The sequence below is a fragment of the Aquimarina sp. KJ22-3 genome (genome assembly GCF_055808215.1).
On the sequence record NZ_CM147859.1, the window covers coordinates 848508 to 866025 of the forward strand.

Here is a 17518-nt window from a genome sequence, read left to right on the forward strand (position 1 = left end):
CTTTCTTTATTTTTTTGTTTTACACCTTCAGATCAAGTGCTTTGATTTTTTGTTACCCTTTTTTTGGAATTTTTTTCAAAATTTCTGTCTGGATATAGAAATTCCGGGAGCTAGACCCCCGGAATACTAACTCGAATATGCCGTAAGCCCCCGTTAACCTGTAAGCATATTCCAGTAATTTTTTATGTGTTAAGGAAGCGCATTGATGATGGCTACCAATTCGGCTTCTGTTGCTGTCGAAGTAGTCCCAATCACCTCTACATGATCTTCTTCTACGGTAGCAGATTGGATTGCGTACACATACTGACCGTCTTGAACAGATACAAAAATGATATGGATCTCCAATCCTATTGGGATCAATCCATAATGCTCAGAAAATAGACCAGTATCTGGATCGTAAATATCTAGTAGCGCTAAGGTACCGGGTTCTCCGTCATAAGAGATGTATACATTAGAATTGGTGTTGTTATATCCTTCTGGTGGATCTACACTAAGTACCGTTTTTGGTCTGGGATCACTAAACCAACGATCAATATTGGTCCATCCAAAATGATCGGCAATACCCAGGTAAAAGGTTACGCCCATCCCATTAGGTCCTTCTCGTTGAACGATTTCCAGGTCTCCTTGGTCGTCTTCTTCCCAAACCACATCACAATCTAAGTCGGTGTCATCACAATCATTTTCCTGAGCGCTAAAAAGCACCATTTCGTTGTCAACCTGATCCGTTGGAGCAAATAGTTGAAATCCATTGGCAAGTTCTAACGGTGATCCATCCTGGGTGGCATTTATATAAAACTCTCCTCCTGAAACCAAGGTTTCTACATCGCCGTTGGGTCGTTTTCCGTTGGTGGGCATTTTGGTGAGCAGCATTTTAGCTTTGTTATAGATTTCAATCAACTCTACCGATACGCTACCAGTAACTGGATCTCCGTTTTGATCCAAAAAGCTATTGGGGGCAAAGTAAAGAATGGTCCCTTCGGCACCATATACTTCTCCACCGGTGTCGGCATTCAAAACTGTGGTTTGTTTTGCTTGTTCGCGTTGATCCTTTATGGATTGTACTAACTCTTCTCCATCCAAGATTTCCTGAATCAAAATTTCGTTGTCATCATTTTTGCAGCTCAAAAACAAAAGTGATGTAAGTAGAAGTGGTAGTAAAAACGGAATTACTTTTTTGGTTCCTCTATTGTTTTTTGAGGATACCATTGTCGTATTCATTGCTTTCATAATTTTTAAAGTTTTATTGTTTACGACCTCATATCAATAGCTTTAAAGTTTTGTTACCCATTATCTTGAAACTTTTTTTAAATTAGAAGCGCTAACTAATTGTCTATGGGGAATTCTAAACCACATGCTGATCAAAAATATATCGAGGCGCTTTTACAAAATGATAGTAAGGTATTGGCCGAGATTTATGAACGATTTGCACCCAAGGTGGTAGGCTACATAAAGAAAAACAGTGGCGACGAGTCTCGGGCTCAGGATATTATTCAGGAAACGCTGATTACGATTTACAAACAAGCCACCGAAAAAAATTGCAACTTACCTGTCCGTTTGATGCCTATTTCTTTTTACTGTGTAAGCGCAAATGGATCAATGAATTGAATAAATCTTCGAACAAAGAGGTAACAATTAATGAAGGTGTTGTATCTATTGATGATGAGAGTGCTCGTTTTGCTGAAGAAACCGAATTGTACGCAGCAAAACACGAACTGTTTGAAGAAATGTTTGACCAATTAGGAAAAGCGTGCAAAGAATTGCTAAAAACTACTTTTACCATAAAATCTTTAGAAGAAGTAGCGCAAAAATTAGGACAGTCCTATGGATATGTTCGAAAAAAGAAATCTTTGTGTATTGGTCAATTAACACAACTGGTTCAAAGTGCTCCGAGGTTTAATCATTTAAAGAATTTGTTATGACCCCAGAAGAAAAATACGAGTTGTTCGAGAAGTACTGCAGTCAGGGCCTTTCTGTAGAGGATAAGGCGACTTTGGATCAAATATTGACCGAAGATGAATCGGCGAATCAAGAATTGAAAGTGTATCAGGAATTATGGTCCCATTTGGATAGTAATTTTACCACTGAAAAACAACAACAAGAACTTAAAGATAACCTTAAGCAAATCGGGGACTCTTATTTCAATACAACCACTACATCAAAGAAATCAAAAGTAATACAAATGCCTAGGTGGGCCTATGCCGTTGCGGCTAGTGTGGCCTTGGTTTTTGGAGTCTACTTTTTTAATCAGGGGAATCCAACCTATGATGATTTTGCAACTATCCCCGAACTATCTATGGGTGAACGTTCAACCTCAAGTGAGGATGCCAAAAATGTAGAAAAAGCATTCAATGCTGGAGACTATAAAGCGGCTGAAAACTACTTTTCTTCACTATTAGTAGAAGATCCTGATAATACCCAATATCAGTTTTATTATGGAATTGCATTACTAGAACAGAACAAATATGCAAACGCTACTACTGTTTTTGAAAGTTTATACAAAGGAAACTCGGTGTACCGCTATCGAGCATTATGGTTTGAGGCACTCAATCAATTAAAACAAGAGAAGTATGAATCATGCGCAGCATTACTAAAGAAAATTCCGGAAGATGCGGAGGACTATCAACAAGCGCAGAAACTATTGAAAAAGTTGGATTAGAATAGGGAACGGTATGCTTCTTTATGCTGTTAATTTATTTATAGATTGTATTAAAAAATCTAAAATAATGTAATGTATATGCTTTTGTCTCCACTAAATTGATGAATATATCATTAAAAAGAAAGGGCATATGAAGACTTTAGATCAAATACAACACATCGAAAAAGAGCAAATCGCATTTTTAAATTTTCCCAAAGAAGAAGTTTTAGATAAAAAGAAAGAGGTGAAAGACAGATGTCAAAAATTACTTAGGGCACTTCGATTAGGTAATTTAGAGCATGTAAAGGTCAAGATTCGTTTTGCAGACAATGAGGGGACAAAAGAAGTAGAGACTACCATATGGGGAGTTACCTCAAAGTACGTTATTCTCAAAAAATCCATGGTACTTCCTTTAGAAAGAATCATCAGTATTTCTTAAATTGATGTTACGCCAATTATATTGGTATTACATATAGCGACCAAAAGTGAATTTATTTACTTTTGCCGCATGATAATTACAGACACCCATGCACATATATATAGCGAATCTTTTGAAGAAGATCAAAAGGAGATGATGCAGCGCGCTATAGAAAAAGGAATCACACGGTTTTTTGTACCTGCTATAGATTCTACCTACACTACATCCATGTACGATATCGAAGCTCAATATCCCGAAAATGTATTCTTGATGATGGGGTTACATCCTACTCATGTGAAAGAAAATTATGAAGAAGAATTAAAACATGTTGAGCTAGAGTTGGCAAAACGAACTGCTCCTAATGCGGAAAAGAGATTTTATGCGGTGGGAGAAATAGGCATCGATTTGTATTGGGATAAAAGTTTTCTCAAACAACAACAAGAAGCATTTAGATATCAAATTCAATTGGCAAAAAAGTATAAAATGCCGATTGTAATTCATTGTAGAGAATCTTTTGAAGAGGTTTTTGAAGTTCTGGAGCTGGAAAAAGGGGAGGAGCTATATGGGATCTTTCATTGTTTTACGGGTACCATAGAGGATGCGCATAGAGCTATAGGATATAATATGAAATTAGGTATTGGAGGAGTAGTTACCTTCAAGAATGGGAAAATCGATAAATTCTTAGATCAAATACCTTTGGAGCATATTGTGCTCGAGACCGACGCACCTTATTTGGCGCCGACTCCTTATAGAGGAAAGCGAAACGAAAGTTCTTATATTACCAATGTACTGGATAAGTTGGTAGATATTTATCAAAAACCTGTAGACGAGATTGCGGCTATTACTACCCAAAACTCTAAAGATGTCTTCGGGATATAATTTATAATGCATTAAATTTTGTTCATTTGTGTTATGAGCAGTAAATCAAACATACTTCTTATCTATACCGGTGGTACTATTGGTATGATCAAAAATTTTGAAACTGGTGCCTTGGTGGCATTTGATTTCAATAAACTATTGTCAAATATTCCAGAGTTGAAACAATTGGATTGTAATATCGATACCATAAGTTTTGATGAGCCCATTGATTCTTCCGATATGAATGTAGAGCGTTGGAAAGAGCTTGGGGATATTATTAATGATCACTACTATAAGTACGATGGTTTTGTAGTGCTTCATGGGAGCGATACCATGTCATATACAGCTTCTGCAGTGAGTTTTATGTTCGAAAACCTGGCAAAGCCTATTATTTTTACAGGGTCCCAATTACCTATTGGAGATTTGCGAACCGATGCCAAGGAGAATTTGATTACCGCGGTTCAGATAGCGGCATTACAAGAAAAAGGTAGACCTGTAATTACCGAAGTAGGATTGTATTTTGAATACAAACTGCTTAGAGCGAATAGGACCACAAAACTCAATGCCGAGCATTTTGAGGCTTTTCAATCCCTAAATTATCCGGCTTTGGTAGAGTCGGGAGTACATCTTAAAGTACATACGCCTTTTTTGAGAGCTGTAAATCGAAGAAAGAAAATGGTATATCACACACATTTTGATAATAATGTTGTGGTGATTAAAATGTTTCCGGGGATTAACGAAGCCATACTGAAGGGAATTTTTGAATTACCTAGTATAAAAGGCATTGTGTTGGAAACCTACGGTTCTGGAAATACAACTACCAAAGAGTGGTTTATCCAAATGCTATCACAAACGATCAAAAAGGGAATACCTATTATTAATGTGACTCAATGCGTAGGAGGAAGCGTCGAAATGGGGAAATACGATACCAGTGTTGCCTTAAAAAAAGTAGGCGTAATCTCGGGAAAAGACATTACAACCGAGGCAGCGGTGGCCAAATTGATGTATTTGTTGGGCGAAAATTTACCACTTAAAGTCCTTAAAACCATCTATGAAACCTCGCTACGTGGCGAAATGTCAGAAAATTAACGCCTCAAATTTTATTGGTTAACATTTTTTTTGTTATTTGCCCATCCCATTTTTGGGAAATGAAGAGAGGTGGCCGAGTGGTCGAAGGCGCACGCCTGGAAAGTGTGTATACGTCAAAAGCGTATCGAGGGTTCGAATCCCTTCCTCTCTGCAATATATTTAAATATTTGACAGTTTTTATAATATTTTTATATCTTTAACCCTTTAACTAATTAAAATTAAGAATCAGCGCAATGAAAAGATTATTTTCTATTCTGGCAATCACAGCAGTAATGGCTTTTGGAAATTTACAGGCGTCAACTGCACCTGCCCAGTTATTAACGACTAATGTGCAATTATTAATTGCTCCTATAACATCGACAACAGTACAAGAAGATGCTTCTGCTACTACTGAAGAGTTAACATTTCACCAAAACCTTAAAAAACGTTTTATAGAGGGTGGACCTGAATTTATGGGTATCGTACTTTTATGTTTGATCCTAGGTCTTGCGATTGCAATCGAAAGAATTATCTTTTTAAATCTTTCTACAACTAACACTAAGAAATTACAACAAAGAGTCGAAGACGCTTTAAATAGTGGTGGTGTTGAAGCAGCTAAGGAAGAGTGTAGAAACACTAAAGGACCTGTTGCTTCTATCTATTATCAAGGGCTTGATAGAGCTGATGAAAGCATAGACGCTGCTGAGAAAGCTGTTGTAGCTTACGGTGGTGTTCAAATGGGACAATTAGAGAAGAACGTATCTTGGATATCTTTATTTATCGCTCTTGCTCCGATGCTTGGGTTCATGGGTACGGTAATTGGTATGATTCAGGCATTCGATAAAATTGAAGCGGCTGGAGACATGCAACCTTCTCTTGTAGCGGGTGGTATTAAAGTAGCACTTTTGACTACAGTATTTGGTCTTATCGTAGCGATTATCCTTCAGATTTTCTACAACTACATCGTAGCAAAAATCGATAGAATCGTTAACGATATGGAAGATGCATCGATTACTTTAATCGATATGTTAGTAGCTTACAAGAACAAAAAGTAATTACTAAGCATACGGTAAAGTAGGGGTTTTCCCTGCTAGTAAAGTCTTTTTGAAGACGATTTCAAAAATGACATTCATTAGTTAATCAGAGTGCAATTGCATTCCAAATAAAATATAGACACATGAAACTTTCTAAAATATTATCATATGTTGTGCTAGGAGTGGGTATCTTAGGAGCGATCCTTTGGTATGTTATGAGTAGCTCAATCAGTGATTTGATGGATCAGAATGGTGTTTCTGAAGCAAGAGAACTTCCATTAGATGTTGCCGAGTCTTCAGTAAGTCCATTGTATAGCCTTACTTTGATTATCTTCATTGTAACTATCGTGGCGACATTATTCGCTGTAATTTCAACATTACTAAAGAACCCTTCAGGTCTTAAGAATACAGCAATAGGTGTTGTAGCCTTTCTTGTAGTAGTGGGTATCGGTTTTGCTATGGCAAAAGGAGTAGAGACCCCACTTAAAGACGGTGACGTACTTTCTGCTAGTGGATCTAAATGGGTAGGAACTGGATTATATGCATTTTATGTTCTGGCTGCAGTGGCAGTAGGATTAATGTTTTTCTCTGGTATTAAAAAATTAATAGGTAAATAAATAGTATGGCAAGAAGAGCAGCACCAGAAGTAAATGCAGGATCTATGGCAGATATTGCTTTCTTACTTCTTATATTCTTCCTGGTTACAACGACTATCGAAACCGATAGTGGTATTAGCCGTAAGCTTCCTCCTCCACAGGACGAAGAAGTACCACCTCCAATCTTGAAGGAAAAAAATATTTTTGTGGTTGAATTAAACAAAAATAATGACCTTCTTGTAGAGGAAACTCCAATGGAGTTGAAGGACCTTCGTGAAGCTGCCATTAAATTTTTGGATAATGGTGGTGGAGCAGGAGAAGATGCCTGTAATTACTGTCAAGGGTCGAAAGATCCATCTTCGTCGGATAACCCAACAAAAGCGGTAATCTCTCTGCGTAATAACAGGGAAACAAATTATGAAACGTATATTGCTGTACAAAATGAATTGGTAGCAGCATACACTACGTTACGTAATCGTGAAGCACAGCGTTTGTTTGGAAAAACATTCGTGCAGATGGAAAAAGAGCTCAAAGACGTAAATTACACAGGTAATAAGGAATCTCTAAAGGAAGATATCAAGAAAATACAGTTCTTGTTCCCAGAAAAACTTTCTGAGGCAGAACCAAAGAAATAAGTAATAACAAAAAAAGAATTCTTATGTCTAAGTTTAAGAAGAAAAAGAGTGGTGACTTACCGGCTATATCAACGGCCTCGTTACCTGATATTGTATTTATGTTATTATTTTTCTTTATGGTTGCGACCGTAATGCGTCAAAATACATTGATGATCGAGAATAGATTACCTGTTGCGGATCAAATTGAGAAATTGGATAAGAAAGATTTGGTAATGTATATCTACGCAGGGAAGCCGAGTTCTAGGTATCAAGCTAGCGCTGGTAGCACGGCTAGAATTCAGCTTAACGATAAGTTTGCAGATGTAAGCGATATCAAAGCATTTATTTTGGCTGAAAGAGCATCCAAAAGAGAAGAATTAGTTCCTTTCCTTACCACAGCTTTAAAAGTTGATGGTGCGACCAATATGGGTCTTGTAGGAGATATCAAAAAGGAATTAAGAGACGTACAAGCGTTGAAAATCAATTATACCACAAGAACTGGAAGTGCAATGGATAACCTTCAGTAAAGTGATATAAAAGAAGATAATCTTATACATATAAAAAATCCCGTCAATTAGACGGGATTTTTTTATGCGCTATTATTTCCATTCTTGAGTTTGTTGCCTAAAAATGGCATGAGAATTGTGCCATAATTTGTATTACTATGATCTAAATATGTAATCACTAACCAATATCTAACCTTCCAAAAAATAGATATTGAATATCTGGTAAAAGGTTGTAGTGCGTAGAAACACTTCTTCATTTCTTCTATATCATTCATGTCTTATCGGATCATGGTCTGTTACTGTTGTAAGTAATTATTAATTAAATATATGTATTATGGTAAACAGAACCGCACCAATGGTAAATGCAGGATCTATGGCGGATATTGCATTTTTATTACTCATCTTTTTTTGGTTTCGACGACTATCGACACGGATAAGGGGGTCAATCGGAAACTACCTCCTTTACTAGATGAACCTGTAACAGCGGATATCAAAGAGCGGAATTTATTCGGGGTTGAGATCAATCAGCAGAATGAACTTTTGGTAGAGGGGGAGTTGATGAAGATTGATCAGCTTAAATCAGCAGCTATTGCTTTTTTGGATAATGGCGCTGGTTTGACCGATCATAGCTGTGATTATTGTCAGGGAAGTAAAGATCCTTTGTCTTCAGAAAACCCTCAGAAAGCAATTGTGTCCTTGGTAAATAGCAGAGAGACTAATTATCAAACCTATATCACCGTACAGAATGAACTCATGGCAGCTTACAATGAGTTGCGTAATAGGGTGTCAACCAAGTTGTATGGAGTTTCTTTTTTGGCTATGGAAGAAAGTTTGAAAGACCCAAATTATGCGGGGAACAGAGAAGAGCTAAAGGAGAGGATTCGAAATATTCAATCTTTATATCCAGAAAAGTTATCTGAAGCTGAACCAAGACATTAGTAATCACTCAAAACTCAAGTAACAATGAATACGTTTAAAAATAAGAAGAATCCAAAATTACCTGAAATTTCTACGGCATCATTGCCGGACATTGTATTTATGCTGCTATTTTTCTTTATGGTAGCCACTGTGATGCGAGAGGATACATTGATGATAGAAAATCGGTTACCGTATGCGGATCAAGTTGAGCGACTAGAAAACAAAAATCTGGTAATGTCTATATATGCAGGAAAACCTAGTTCTAGATATCTTAATGTTGGGTCTGAAGCAAGAATTCAGTTAAATGACAAGTTTGCGAATTTGGAGGATATTAAATCATTTATATTATCCGAACGTGCAGGGAAGCGTGATGCAGAGATTCCTTTTTTGATTACTGCTCTCAAGGTTGACAAAGACACCAAAATGGGGTTAGTAGGTGATATTAAAAAGGAATTAAGAGCTGTTAATGCCTTAAAGATTAATTATACCACTCGAAATGGAGATGTGTCTAATAATAGTCAATAAAGACGTTTTTTGGTAGTTATGGGTTTGTGTAAGGCCTTATCGTTTGATGAGGCCTTATGTAAACCTTTTTAGTTTTTTGTTATGTTTATGCCGTTTCTAATAGAAATAGATTTATTTTAGTGTTCTATATGAAGAGACTACTGTTATTTATTAGTTGTTGTTTTTTTATCAATCCGTTAGTGTGTCAAACAGTTCCAGAACTGGATACAGAGGCTGAGGAGGCAATAGTTGTGGATTCCCTTTATCGTGAAGATCAGTTTTATGTTGGGTTTACCTATAATTTAATCCTTAATCGTCCCACTGATGTTAGTCAATCTGGTTTTTCTGGAGGGCTTCAGCTTGGGTTTATACGGGACATGCCGATTAATAAAAGGCGTAATGTGGCTTTTGGAGTAGGCTTGGGATATTCTTTGAATGTCTTTAATCACAATTTGCTGATTGATGAAGATGAAGCTACCGGAGCATCCGTTTTTAGCAGTTTGAAAGGGATTGATTTTAATACCAATAGATTTGCTACTCACTTGTTTGAAGCACCCATCGAATTCAGATGGAGAACCTCTGTTCCTGAAAGCCATAAGTTTTATAGAATTTATACAGGACTAAGAGTAGGATATATGTATTATTTCGGATCCAGATTCGATAATGGAACACGAGAAGTAAAACTTACTAATATTGAGGAGGTAAACCCTTGGAGAATAGGAGCTACATTTACCTTTGGGTGGAATACCTTTAACTTTCATTTCTATTATAGCCTTAATCCTCTCTTTGAGGACAGCGCTCAAATCGATGGGGAAAAAGTAAATATCAATACTGCTAGGGTAGGATTGATGTTTTATATTTTATAACCAGAAATTAATTAAGGTAAGCTGGGGGATTACTCCCATTAACAAGCCCAAAACAAGTTCTAAGCCTGTGTGTGCTTTATGGTGCAATCTAGAACTTGCAACAAGGCCATTGGCAATCATTAAACCAGCAATAAGAAGGGTGAGATTCATTTCAAAATGAATGCTTAGTGCAATGGTAAACATAGTAATTCCACTGATCCCGATCATGTGCAGACTTGCCTTTATATTAAAAAGAGCCATAAAAATTGCACTTAGGGTGGATAATAGTATGCCTAAGAAAAAAAGTATAACTCAGGGTATCGGTATACATCAATAACCATTTTGAGCACTACAATGAGCAAAATGGATTGTAATAGTAGAGGTATTTTTCGTTGTTTTACATTCTCCAGATGAATAGAGCTGATAGTGCCTAGACTTTTTAAAAAGAAGAATAAAACAATCGGAATAAGAATTGTAAGTACTGTTAATCCAAAAATTTTGGTCTGTATAATTTCTTCTGGAATAAATCTTGGAGCTGCTGCAAAATAAATAAGTGCACCTATAAGGGGCATCAGTAATGGGTGTAGTATGTAAGAAGCAATTCTTAAAAAAATTCATTAAATCTTCTTTCTTAACCTTGCCACAGGAATCTCTAATTGCTCCCTGTATTTAGCAACGGTTCTCCTAGCGATAGGATATCCTTTTTCTTTAAGGATTTGGGCCAGTTTCTCATCGGTTAACGGCTTTTTCTTGTCCTCATCGCCAATAGTTATTTCCAAAATTTTCTTAATCTCTCGTGTAGAAACTTCTTCACCTTGATCGTTGGTCATAGATTCAGAGAAGAACTCCTTAATTAATTTAGTTCCGTAAGGAGTATCCACATATTTGCTATTTGCTACTCGAGATACTGTGCTGACGTCCATTCCGATCTCATCAGCTATATCTTTTAAGATCATAGGCTTTAGATTTCGTTCGTCTCCACTAAGGAAATAACTTTTTTGATAGTGCATTATTGCACTCATAGTAATAAAAAGTGTTTGTTGTCTCTGTTTAACCGCCTCGATAAACCATTTTGCTGCATCTAATTTTTGTTTGATAAAGAGTACTGCATCTTTCTGAGACTTTGACTTTTCCTTACTTGCTTTGTATCCTTGAAGCATATTATTGTATTCTCTGGATACGTGTAATTCAGGAGCATTTCGTCCATTAAGGGTGAGTTCTAACTCTCCATCAATGATTCTAATGGTAAAATCAGGTACAACATGCTCAATAATCCGATTATTGCCTGCATAGGCGCCACCTGGTTTTGGATTAAGATGTTCTATCTCTTCGATGGCTTCTTTTAATTGCTCTTCGGTAACATCAAACTTTGCGATGAGTTTATCGTAATGTTTTTTACTGAAATGATCGAAGGCTTTTTTAAGTATTTGCGAAGCTAATTTAATAGGTATAGTGGTTTCTTTTCTATCCAATTGCAGCCATAAACATTCTTGTAAATTACGAGCACCTACTCCTGCAGGATCTAGTTGATGAACCACATCAAGAACCTTTTCTATTTTTTCTTCGCTGGTATATACATTTTGGGTAAAAGCTAAATCATCTAGAATATCAGAAATCGATCTGCGGATATATCCGCTCTCATCAACGCTACCTACCAAAAATTCGGCGATCTGACGTTCTTCTTCATCTAGTCGATAGGTGTTTAATTGATTAACCAGGTGTTGATGAAACGTAGTTCCCGAAGCATAAGGAACACTTTTTTCTTCATCGTCAGAGCTGTAATTGTTAGAACTTAATCGATAACTTGGGATCTCATCATCACTCAGGTATTCATCTACATTAATTTCGGTCTCGATTTTGTCATTTCCAAAGTCATCTGCATCATTTTCATTGCTAAACGTATCCTCATATTCATCCGATTTTTCTTTTCCACTATCCAAAGCGGGATTCTCTTCCATCTCTTGTTTCAGGCGTTGTTCAAAGGCTTGAGTAGGAAGCTGAATCAACTTCATCAACTGAATTTGTTGAGGCGAAAGTTTTTGAGAAAGCTTAAAGTTTAATTGTTGTTTTAGCATAAAATGATCAATGTTCTTCTACTCACAAAAATAAACAAAAAACACTGTTTTTATGGAAGTATAAGATGGTTAGTTTATTTAAAAAATGCCAAAAAATCTTAATTATATACCTATAATTAAGATTTTCTTTCTTTGCCTTGATCAATAAACGGGCCAAAAACGATTTTAATATATAAGAATGCGTTTTTTGACACTAACATCTATAGTGTAGAATTACACTTTATGGCACAAATAGTTTGTTTTTAATGGCATAGATCACCAAACCTGTACGATTTTTTAGGTTCAATTTTTCGAAAATAGAATCCCGGTACCCTTCGATAGTCTTTGGGCTCAAACACATATCACTTGCTATTTCTTTGTAGGTCTTTTCTGTACAAGCATGTTTGATGAACTCTAGTTCACGATCTTTTAAAGATACTTTGTTGTCTTCCTTTGGATTAAGCGAACCCAATAATAGATTGGTCACATCTTTGGTGTGATAAAAACCTGTTTCTTGTACCTGTATCAAAGCGTTTTCAAGAATGCTTTTTTCTGTGTCTTTTAACAGGTATCCTTTGGCACCTGCTCGTAGCATTTTTAGGATTGTATTTTCATCTTCTTCTACAGATAGTGCTAGCACCTTTACTTGTGGGTATTCTTCTTTTAGTGCAGCTGTAGTTTCAATACCGTTCATGATGGGCATGTTGATGTCCATGAGTACTACATCCGGAATATTTTTTGGGTCTTTAAATCGGGTAAGCAGTTCTTTTCCGTTCTTACAGATATATAAGATTTTGAATTTGTCAAATCCATTTACCAAACCCGATAAGGCTTGGGACAACAAGATGTGATCCTCTACAATAACTACCGAATACTTCATAACTCCCTGTTCTTTTTAATTTGTGTGAATTTCTTTACTTAATGTGATTAGTCATTTTCATTGACGGCTGAAGGTAAGCTTTTTTTATCATAATGATAGGTTAAAGTAATGGATGTTCCTACTCCTTCTTCAGAATCCAGCGTTACTTCGGCGTCAATTAGTTTTCCTCTGTTTTGAATGTTACATAACCCAATCCCTTGACGGGTGTTGGAATCATTGATGTTAAAACCAACTCCGTTATCCTTGGCATGGATAACCAGTTTCTCTTCATCATAGTTTACGTTTACATCTAGTGTAGAGGCTTTAGAGTGTTTTATAGTGTTGGTAAAAAACTCCTGCAATATCCTGAAGATGATAATTTCTGCCTTGCCATCAAGACTATGTACTTCAGCATTACTGCTAAGGGTGGCCTTTATAAATTGCAATCGATTAAAACGTTCGATCTCCAGGTTGATAGCTTCGGTTAGGCTTAAGCTTTTTATCGCATCTGGATTGATCAGTTTTGACAACGATCTGAGTTCAGTTAAGCTCTTGGTGATAGTATCGGTAACTTCTTGCAGTTTGTTGGGGTCGTCTTGTGCAATATTTACCTGTATTTTGGCCAGCGTGAGTAGCTGGCCAATATTATCATGCAATTCCCAGCTGATATTACGTAAGGTTTCTTCGCGTATCTCAATCTGAGTTTCGGCAATCGCAGTTTCAAACTTTTTTTCAGCTTCTTTCTGTTGTAGCAATAAGATGTTCTTCCTTTTTTGGAAAATAATGAAAAGGAAAATCATGATTGTAATAATTACAATCAGTACAATACTTGCTATTAGTATAGCTGTTTCTTGTCGCTCCATACAAAGCCAAAGATAAAGCAGATGTTCATAATAACAGTTAAAAATACGCCTAGCATAAATGAAACCGTAACGTCAGTCCAGTCTGTATAATAATTTCGAAGTATTCTAAAAGGAATATTACCAATGTGATATAATAACAATCCAATACTTATCCAAAATAGAAGGTTTTTCTTGATATTCAAAACTTTTTGCGAGTTTAGAATTTCTATGAAATATAAAAAAATGATGACTACCAATAAACCTGATGCTACTATGTATGGAAGTATCTGTAATTCATATATGTAATTTTGAAAAAAACCATTAATAACTAAAATTGCTAAGTAAATAACAGAAAATATCGAGACTATGTTTTTGTTTTTCTTGTTATTCAAACATTGTTTATATAGGTTAAATAAGTATAAGAAACTTACTATATAATAGATGTTATATAATAAATCTCCCCATTCAATTTTTACATCTATGAGTCTTTTCAGATATATTCCAACTACAATTTCATTTAAAGCTGTATACCATAGGTAAAAACCAAAATGTTTTAGTTTAGTGCCTTTATACTTTTTATAATATAATGAGGCTACTATTGCAGTAATCAGCTCAATTAGTATTGCAGCATATAATATAAGTAATAAATGTTCCTTTTTCACTATCGTATTTCATTAAAATATGGTCTTTACGGATAACTTCCCAAATCATTAGCAATTGTGCTATTCTCACCATCCTGAGCAGATGACGCAAACGAAAAGAAACTTGCTGTATTTATATTAGGATGTACTTGTTTGTTTAATAATCCGTATTTCCCGCTTTCTAAGTCATCAAAGATATCTTCAAGAAATACCAATTCATTTTTTCCGTCACCATCACGATCTAAGAATGTATAGCCTCTATGAATATCACTATCACCTCTAAAAGTAGTAGGGGCTATAAAAACGGTGTTTCTTCGAGGATCAGGAATCGGTTTACCGTCTACAAATTTTTCAGCATCTGGATAATTTCCCAGATACAATCTATATCCAGAAATTTTTACAGAATCAGGAGTAATAGCTCGAATGTAGGCTATGTACTGATCCAGAAACGTATCTGTAAGATGGAATGATCGCGAAGGGATAAATCTTGGATCGGCTTCTCTATCACTAGGACATAATTTAGTCAATAAACTATCTCGTTTGCCTTCAAAAGTTTTTATCACACAAGCGCGATTTTTGGAATAGCTTCCGTATAATTGAACAGCGTCCTTGAATGATATAATTTCTTCCGGTTGAGTTGGATCCGGTGTTATCACTGGTCCTGGTTCTCTAGTGCAGTAATACGTAATTAAAGCCACAATGATGGCTACAATGGGGTATCCAATAAAATTAGTTCTGTTTTTCATTTTATGGGTTATTAGATGTTTGTGAATTCTAAAAGTACTATTATTCTATAGGATTCAAAAAAAGATATAAAATTTTGTTAATAGGAGATGGTTGTAATCTATTGTAAATTAAGTGTTTTGATAGGTTTTTGAAATGGTTTTCTAGAAGAAAAGTCTGTCAAATAAAGGGGTAAAAACCCCTATAGAAAAAAGGGGTTCCACTCTTTTAAAAAATAGATACCCCCTTACCGTTTACACCCTATTTGTCATCGTTTGATTTGCGAAAAAACTGGGGAGATTTTCTTAAAAGATCTTTGCAAACCTTTTCGTAAGGAATTGTCTACTATATGTGTACTAAAATTTTCGTCAAGTTAATTCCTAAAATTTTCGCTTTAAAAAACACTTTCAGTAAAAATTATAGCCTAAGAATAGAAATATTTTAAATCCAATTTTGAGGGTTTAATTTTAAGTTAAAAGCCTGGTATTTCGAAAACGTTCTTGGTGAAAAAAATGTTAAATACGTCTATGCAGGTTGCCGTTGTATTCTCTGGCGATCTACCTTGAAGATAACAATAGGTCGACCACTAAACTTTTCGAAAAGTTAAAAACAAAAACCACAACCATCTAATCACGTATTTATTATGAGAAAAATGTATTTCGTATTTGCAATAGTACTAGGGCTGTACTCTTGTAATACAGACACAGATCAATTAGAAGCAGATAATGAATCTATAGAACTAGCAGCAAAAAACAGTTCAGACAATGTTAAGTTGCTTAGAGCTTGGACATCAAATAGCAGTAGCCCCGTACTACGTCGATATGTAAGACGATTTGTTGTAAAAGTTAAAAACCTGGCATTTCAGAAACAAGTTTCGATTCATCATGCCACTTATAATGGAGGTTGGGTAGATATTCCCTTAACCTTTCAGCAAAGTATCGAAAATGGTGAAGAAATCTGGGCAGGAGAAGTAGAACCTGATACAGAGATCTATAACGATGAATTTGTAGTGAAGTACGTTGTAAATGGGGAAACCTATTGGGATAATAACAGCGGTTCTAACTACAGTATGCTTGTTAATATGGGTACTTATTTGGCGCCAGAAGTCGAAGTTTCTGTAGACCAGTATTACACCAGGTTTTTTGGAGGATCCTTTAATATAAATGTAGATGCCAGAAGAAATTATGGTACTGCAGGATCTGTAGAAGTGGTATATACTACCGATGGATGGGTAACTGCCCAGACAGCAGCTTTGAGTTACCAAAGGTATTTTAGAGTAGGGTATGCGCATTATATCCAAAGTCCTAATCAATTTGATATTGACAAATGGGAAACCACGGTTCGAGTAGATCAAGAAGTAAGTACGATCGAGTATGCCGTATTGTACAGAGTAGGGGACCAGGAATATTGGGACAACAATTATGGGAACAACTATGTCATTCAAAAAGTGACTTACTAAATCAAAATCAATACAACTTTATAACTGCGTTTCCATACCTAAGGGAGGGACTCGCTAAACGCAAAACAATTAATAAACTTTTAAAACCAATTAAGAATGAAAAAGCTGTTTTATTTGGCAATAGCATTACTAATCTTTTCGTGTACTACAGAAGATTTAATAGAAAATCAAGAAGCTGTTGATGTGACCGATATCAACAAGAAGAATTTAAATCCAGTGAGTTTGGTAAAATCCTGGACGACTTTTGGGACGTATAGAGGATTTTCTAGCTACACAAGAAAATTTACGGTACAAGTAGCTGATTTAGCATTTGATAAATCCGTTAGTATTTTTCATGAGAAACTAGATGGATCTTGGGAGGAAATCCCACTATCGTATAGTTTTGATATCGATGAAGATCAAGAAATCTGGATAGGAAATCAAACAACATCATCACAAATTTATGCAGATGAATTTGTAGTGAAATATGAAGTAGATGGTCAGGTCTATTGGGATAATAATAATGGAGCCAATTACAAGATGTCGGTAAGAGATGGTTATTTTTTGGCTAATCCAGACTCCAATATCAGTGTGGATACTGATTTTGACAGTATTTTCTACTCTTCTTTTTATGATCAAAATCAATTGAATGTTACTGTTGATGTAAGAAACTTATCACCTACCAAAGAGGTGGTCGTTGTTTATACTACCGATGGATGGCAGACACAAAATGAGTTTTCGCTATCGTATCGTCCATTTTGGAATAGCGGACCTTTTATCTCTGTAACAAGTCCTAACCAATTCGGGATAGAACGTTGGTCTGGGTTTGTTCGCTTTGATAGCACTATTAACACGGTAGAATATGCTGTGTTGTATAGAGTAAATGGTCAAGAGTATTGGGATAATAACTATGGAAAAAATCATGTAGTCATTCGAAGAGTGAATGGGTAGATGGTACAGGGATA

The 17518-nt window shown here is 35.8% G+C and carries 22 protein-coding genes and 1 tRNA gene; 16 read left to right on the forward strand and 7 right to left on the reverse strand.

Annotated elements, in window-relative coordinates; translation table 11 throughout:
* Nucleotides 1-189 precede the first annotated feature (189 nt).
* Complete coding sequence (locus AC0L3Q_RS03515; RefSeq protein WP_473285174.1) at nucleotides 190-1227, reverse strand: hypothetical protein; 1038 nt, start codon at nucleotides 1225-1227, stop codon at nucleotides 190-192.
* A 105-nt stretch (nucleotides 1228-1332) separates the two neighbouring features.
* Here AC0L3Q_RS03515 and AC0L3Q_RS03520 point away from each other — a divergent pair, with 105 nt between their 5' ends.
* The 14 genes from AC0L3Q_RS03520 to AC0L3Q_RS03585 all read left to right on the forward strand — a co-directional run bounded on the left by AC0L3Q_RS03520 (nucleotide 1333) and on the right by AC0L3Q_RS03585 (nucleotide 10017).
* Nucleotides 1333-1605, forward strand: a complete 273-nt coding sequence (locus tag AC0L3Q_RS03520; RefSeq protein WP_473285177.1) for an RNA polymerase sigma factor — start codon at nucleotides 1333-1335, stop codon at nucleotides 1603-1605.
* Nucleotides 1602-1919 (forward strand): hypothetical protein, encoded by a 318-nt coding sequence (locus AC0L3Q_RS03525; protein ID WP_473285179.1) that lies wholly within the window; start codon nucleotides 1602-1604, stop codon nucleotides 1917-1919. The genes AC0L3Q_RS03520 and AC0L3Q_RS03525 overlap by 4 nt, the downstream gene beginning before the upstream one ends.
* Complete coding sequence (locus AC0L3Q_RS03530) at nucleotides 1916-2656, forward strand: tetratricopeptide repeat protein (protein WP_473285182.1); 741 nt, start codon at nucleotides 1916-1918, stop codon at nucleotides 2654-2656. Before AC0L3Q_RS03525 ends, AC0L3Q_RS03530 begins: the two co-directional genes overlap by 4 nt.
* A 130-nt stretch (nucleotides 2657-2786) precedes the next feature.
* Nucleotides 2787-3074 carry a hypothetical protein gene (locus tag AC0L3Q_RS03535; protein ID WP_473285184.1) on the forward strand — a complete coding sequence of 96 codons (288 nt, stop codon included), beginning with the start codon at nucleotides 2787-2789 and terminating at the stop codon, nucleotides 3072-3074.
* A gap of 69 nt (nucleotides 3075-3143) precedes the next feature.
* The gene (locus tag AC0L3Q_RS03540; protein ID WP_473285187.1) at nucleotides 3144-3932 is read left to right on the forward strand and encodes a TatD family hydrolase; all 789 of its coding nucleotides are present in this window, start codon (nucleotides 3144-3146) and stop codon (nucleotides 3930-3932) included.
* Between the two features lie 33 nt (nucleotides 3933-3965).
* On the forward strand, nucleotides 3966-5000 hold the full coding sequence (locus tag AC0L3Q_RS03545; protein WP_473285189.1) for an asparaginase: 1035 nt from the start codon (nucleotides 3966-3968) through the stop codon (nucleotides 4998-5000).
* Nucleotides 5001-5063: 63 nt separating this feature from the next.
* Nucleotides 5064-5151, forward strand: a tRNA-Ser gene (locus AC0L3Q_RS03550).
* 82 nt (nucleotides 5152-5233) lie between these two features.
* Entirely contained in the window at nucleotides 5234-6034 is an 801-nt protein-coding gene (locus AC0L3Q_RS03555) for a MotA/TolQ/ExbB proton channel family protein (RefSeq protein WP_073315703.1), read from the forward strand.
* A gap of 122 nt (nucleotides 6035-6156) precedes the next feature.
* Nucleotides 6157-6630, forward strand: a complete 474-nt coding sequence (locus AC0L3Q_RS03560) for a hypothetical protein (protein WP_473285192.1) — start codon at nucleotides 6157-6159, stop codon at nucleotides 6628-6630.
* A 5-nt stretch (nucleotides 6631-6635) separates the two neighbouring features.
* Nucleotides 6636-7244, forward strand: a complete 609-nt coding sequence (locus AC0L3Q_RS03565; RefSeq protein ID WP_073315701.1) for an ExbD/TolR family protein — start codon at nucleotides 6636-6638, stop codon at nucleotides 7242-7244.
* 23 nt (nucleotides 7245-7267) lie between these two features.
* Nucleotides 7268-7750 (forward strand): ExbD/TolR family protein, encoded by a 483-nt coding sequence (locus AC0L3Q_RS03570; protein WP_473285195.1) that lies wholly within the window; start codon nucleotides 7268-7270, stop codon nucleotides 7748-7750.
* A gap of 306 nt (nucleotides 7751-8056) precedes the next feature.
* Nucleotides 8057-8668: an ExbD/TolR family protein gene (locus tag AC0L3Q_RS03575; RefSeq protein ID WP_473285197.1), complete on the forward strand. Its 612-nt coding sequence runs from the start codon at nucleotides 8057-8059 to the stop codon at nucleotides 8666-8668.
* A gap of 24 nt (nucleotides 8669-8692) precedes the next feature.
* On the forward strand, nucleotides 8693-9172 hold the full coding sequence (locus AC0L3Q_RS03580; RefSeq protein WP_473285199.1) for an ExbD/TolR family protein: 480 nt from the start codon (nucleotides 8693-8695) through the stop codon (nucleotides 9170-9172).
* Between the two features lie 179 nt (nucleotides 9173-9351).
* On the forward strand, nucleotides 9352-10017 hold the full coding sequence (locus tag AC0L3Q_RS03585; protein WP_473285201.1) for a porin family protein: 666 nt from the start codon (nucleotides 9352-9354) through the stop codon (nucleotides 10015-10017).
* Here AC0L3Q_RS03585 and AC0L3Q_RS03590 read toward each other — a convergent pair.
* The 6 genes from AC0L3Q_RS03590 to AC0L3Q_RS03615 all read right to left on the reverse strand — a co-directional run bounded on the left by AC0L3Q_RS03590 (nucleotide 10012) and on the right by AC0L3Q_RS03615 (nucleotide 15138).
* Nucleotides 10012-10224 carry a hypothetical protein gene (locus AC0L3Q_RS03590; RefSeq protein WP_473285203.1) on the reverse strand — a complete coding sequence of 71 codons (213 nt, stop codon included), beginning with the start codon at nucleotides 10222-10224 and terminating at the stop codon, nucleotides 10012-10014. The two genes, AC0L3Q_RS03585 and AC0L3Q_RS03590, sit on opposite strands and share 6 nt — an antisense overlap.
* A gap of 65 nt (nucleotides 10225-10289) precedes the next feature.
* Nucleotides 10290-10568 (reverse strand): hypothetical protein, encoded by a 279-nt coding sequence (locus AC0L3Q_RS03595; RefSeq protein ID WP_473285205.1) that lies wholly within the window; start codon nucleotides 10566-10568, stop codon nucleotides 10290-10292.
* A gap of 45 nt (nucleotides 10569-10613) precedes the next feature.
* A complete protein-coding gene (rpoN, locus tag AC0L3Q_RS03600) occupies nucleotides 10614-12071 on the reverse strand; it encodes an RNA polymerase factor sigma-54 (protein ID WP_473285207.1) in 1458 nt (485 codons plus the stop codon).
* 220 nt (nucleotides 12072-12291) lie between these two features.
* Nucleotides 12292-12930 carry a response regulator gene (locus AC0L3Q_RS03605; RefSeq protein WP_473285209.1) on the reverse strand — a complete coding sequence of 213 codons (639 nt, stop codon included), beginning with the start codon at nucleotides 12928-12930 and terminating at the stop codon, nucleotides 12292-12294.
* A 47-nt stretch (nucleotides 12931-12977) separates the two neighbouring features.
* The gene (locus AC0L3Q_RS03610; protein WP_473285211.1) at nucleotides 12978-13664 is read right to left on the reverse strand and encodes a sensor histidine kinase; all 687 of its coding nucleotides are present in this window, start codon (nucleotides 13662-13664) and stop codon (nucleotides 12978-12980) included.
* Nucleotides 13665-14439: 775 nt separating this feature from the next.
* Entirely contained in the window at nucleotides 14440-15138 is a 699-nt protein-coding gene (locus tag AC0L3Q_RS03615; protein WP_473285213.1) for a hypothetical protein, read from the reverse strand.
* 620 nt (nucleotides 15139-15758) lie between these two features.
* On the opposite strand from AC0L3Q_RS03615, the gene AC0L3Q_RS03620 reads away from it, so the two are divergent.
* Together AC0L3Q_RS03620 and AC0L3Q_RS03625 are read left to right on the forward strand one after the other, a co-directional pair.
* A complete protein-coding gene (locus AC0L3Q_RS03620; protein ID WP_473285215.1) occupies nucleotides 15759-16574 on the forward strand; it encodes a hypothetical protein in 816 nt (271 codons plus the stop codon).
* Nucleotides 16575-16670: 96 nt separating this feature from the next.
* The gene (locus AC0L3Q_RS03625; RefSeq protein WP_473285217.1) at nucleotides 16671-17504 is read left to right on the forward strand and encodes a hypothetical protein; all 834 of its coding nucleotides are present in this window, start codon (nucleotides 16671-16673) and stop codon (nucleotides 17502-17504) included.
* Nucleotides 17505-17518 lie beyond the last annotated feature (14 nt).

What these genes read in the sequence shown, in the direction of transcription:
- AC0L3Q_RS03515 (WP_473285174.1), bottom strand. Translation starts at nt 1,227, where the DNA reads ATGAAAGCAATGAATACGACAATGGTATCCTCAAAAAACAATAGAGGA.
- AC0L3Q_RS03520 (WP_473285177.1), top strand. Translation starts at nt 1,333, where the DNA reads ATGGGGAATTCTAAACCACATGCTGATCAAAAATATATCGAGGCGCTT.
- AC0L3Q_RS03530 (WP_473285182.1), top strand. Translation starts at nt 1,916, where the DNA reads ATGACCCCAGAAGAAAAATACGAGTTGTTCGAGAAGTACTGCAGTCAG.
- AC0L3Q_RS03535 (WP_473285184.1), top strand. Translation starts at nt 2,787, where the DNA reads ATGAAGACTTTAGATCAAATACAACACATCGAAAAAGAGCAAATCGCA.
- AC0L3Q_RS03540 (WP_473285187.1), top strand. Translation starts at nt 3,144, where the DNA reads ATGATAATTACAGACACCCATGCACATATATATAGCGAATCTTTTGAA.
- AC0L3Q_RS03545 (WP_473285189.1), top strand. Translation starts at nt 3,966, where the DNA reads ATGAGCAGTAAATCAAACATACTTCTTATCTATACCGGTGGTACTATT.
- AC0L3Q_RS03555 (WP_073315703.1), top strand. Translation starts at nt 5,234, where the DNA reads ATGAAAAGATTATTTTCTATTCTGGCAATCACAGCAGTAATGGCTTTT.
- AC0L3Q_RS03560 (WP_473285192.1), top strand. Translation starts at nt 6,157, where the DNA reads ATGAAACTTTCTAAAATATTATCATATGTTGTGCTAGGAGTGGGTATC.
- AC0L3Q_RS03565 (WP_073315701.1), top strand. Translation starts at nt 6,636, where the DNA reads ATGGCAAGAAGAGCAGCACCAGAAGTAAATGCAGGATCTATGGCAGAT.
- AC0L3Q_RS03570 (WP_473285195.1), top strand. Translation starts at nt 7,268, where the DNA reads ATGTCTAAGTTTAAGAAGAAAAAGAGTGGTGACTTACCGGCTATATCA.
- AC0L3Q_RS03575 (WP_473285197.1), top strand. Translation starts at nt 8,057, where the DNA reads ATGTATTATGGTAAACAGAACCGCACCAATGGTAAATGCAGGATCTAT.
- AC0L3Q_RS03580 (WP_473285199.1), top strand. Translation starts at nt 8,693, where the DNA reads ATGAATACGTTTAAAAATAAGAAGAATCCAAAATTACCTGAAATTTCT.
- AC0L3Q_RS03590 (WP_473285203.1), bottom strand. Translation starts at nt 10,224, where the DNA reads ATGATCGGGATCAGTGGAATTACTATGTTTACCATTGCACTAAGCATT.
- AC0L3Q_RS03595 (WP_473285205.1), bottom strand. Translation starts at nt 10,568, where the DNA reads ATGCCCCTTATAGGTGCACTTATTTATTTTGCAGCAGCTCCAAGATTT.
- rpoN (WP_473285207.1), bottom strand. Translation starts at nt 12,071, where the DNA reads ATGCTAAAACAACAATTAAACTTTAAGCTTTCTCAAAAACTTTCGCCT.
- AC0L3Q_RS03605 (WP_473285209.1), bottom strand. Translation starts at nt 12,930, where the DNA reads ATGAAGTATTCGGTAGTTATTGTAGAGGATCACATCTTGTTGTCCCAA.
- AC0L3Q_RS03615 (WP_473285213.1), bottom strand. Translation starts at nt 15,138, where the DNA reads ATGAAAAACAGAACTAATTTTATTGGATACCCCATTGTAGCCATCATT.
- AC0L3Q_RS03620 (WP_473285215.1), top strand. Translation starts at nt 15,759, where the DNA reads ATGAGAAAAATGTATTTCGTATTTGCAATAGTACTAGGGCTGTACTCT.
- AC0L3Q_RS03625 (WP_473285217.1), top strand. Translation starts at nt 16,671, where the DNA reads ATGAAAAAGCTGTTTTATTTGGCAATAGCATTACTAATCTTTTCGTGT.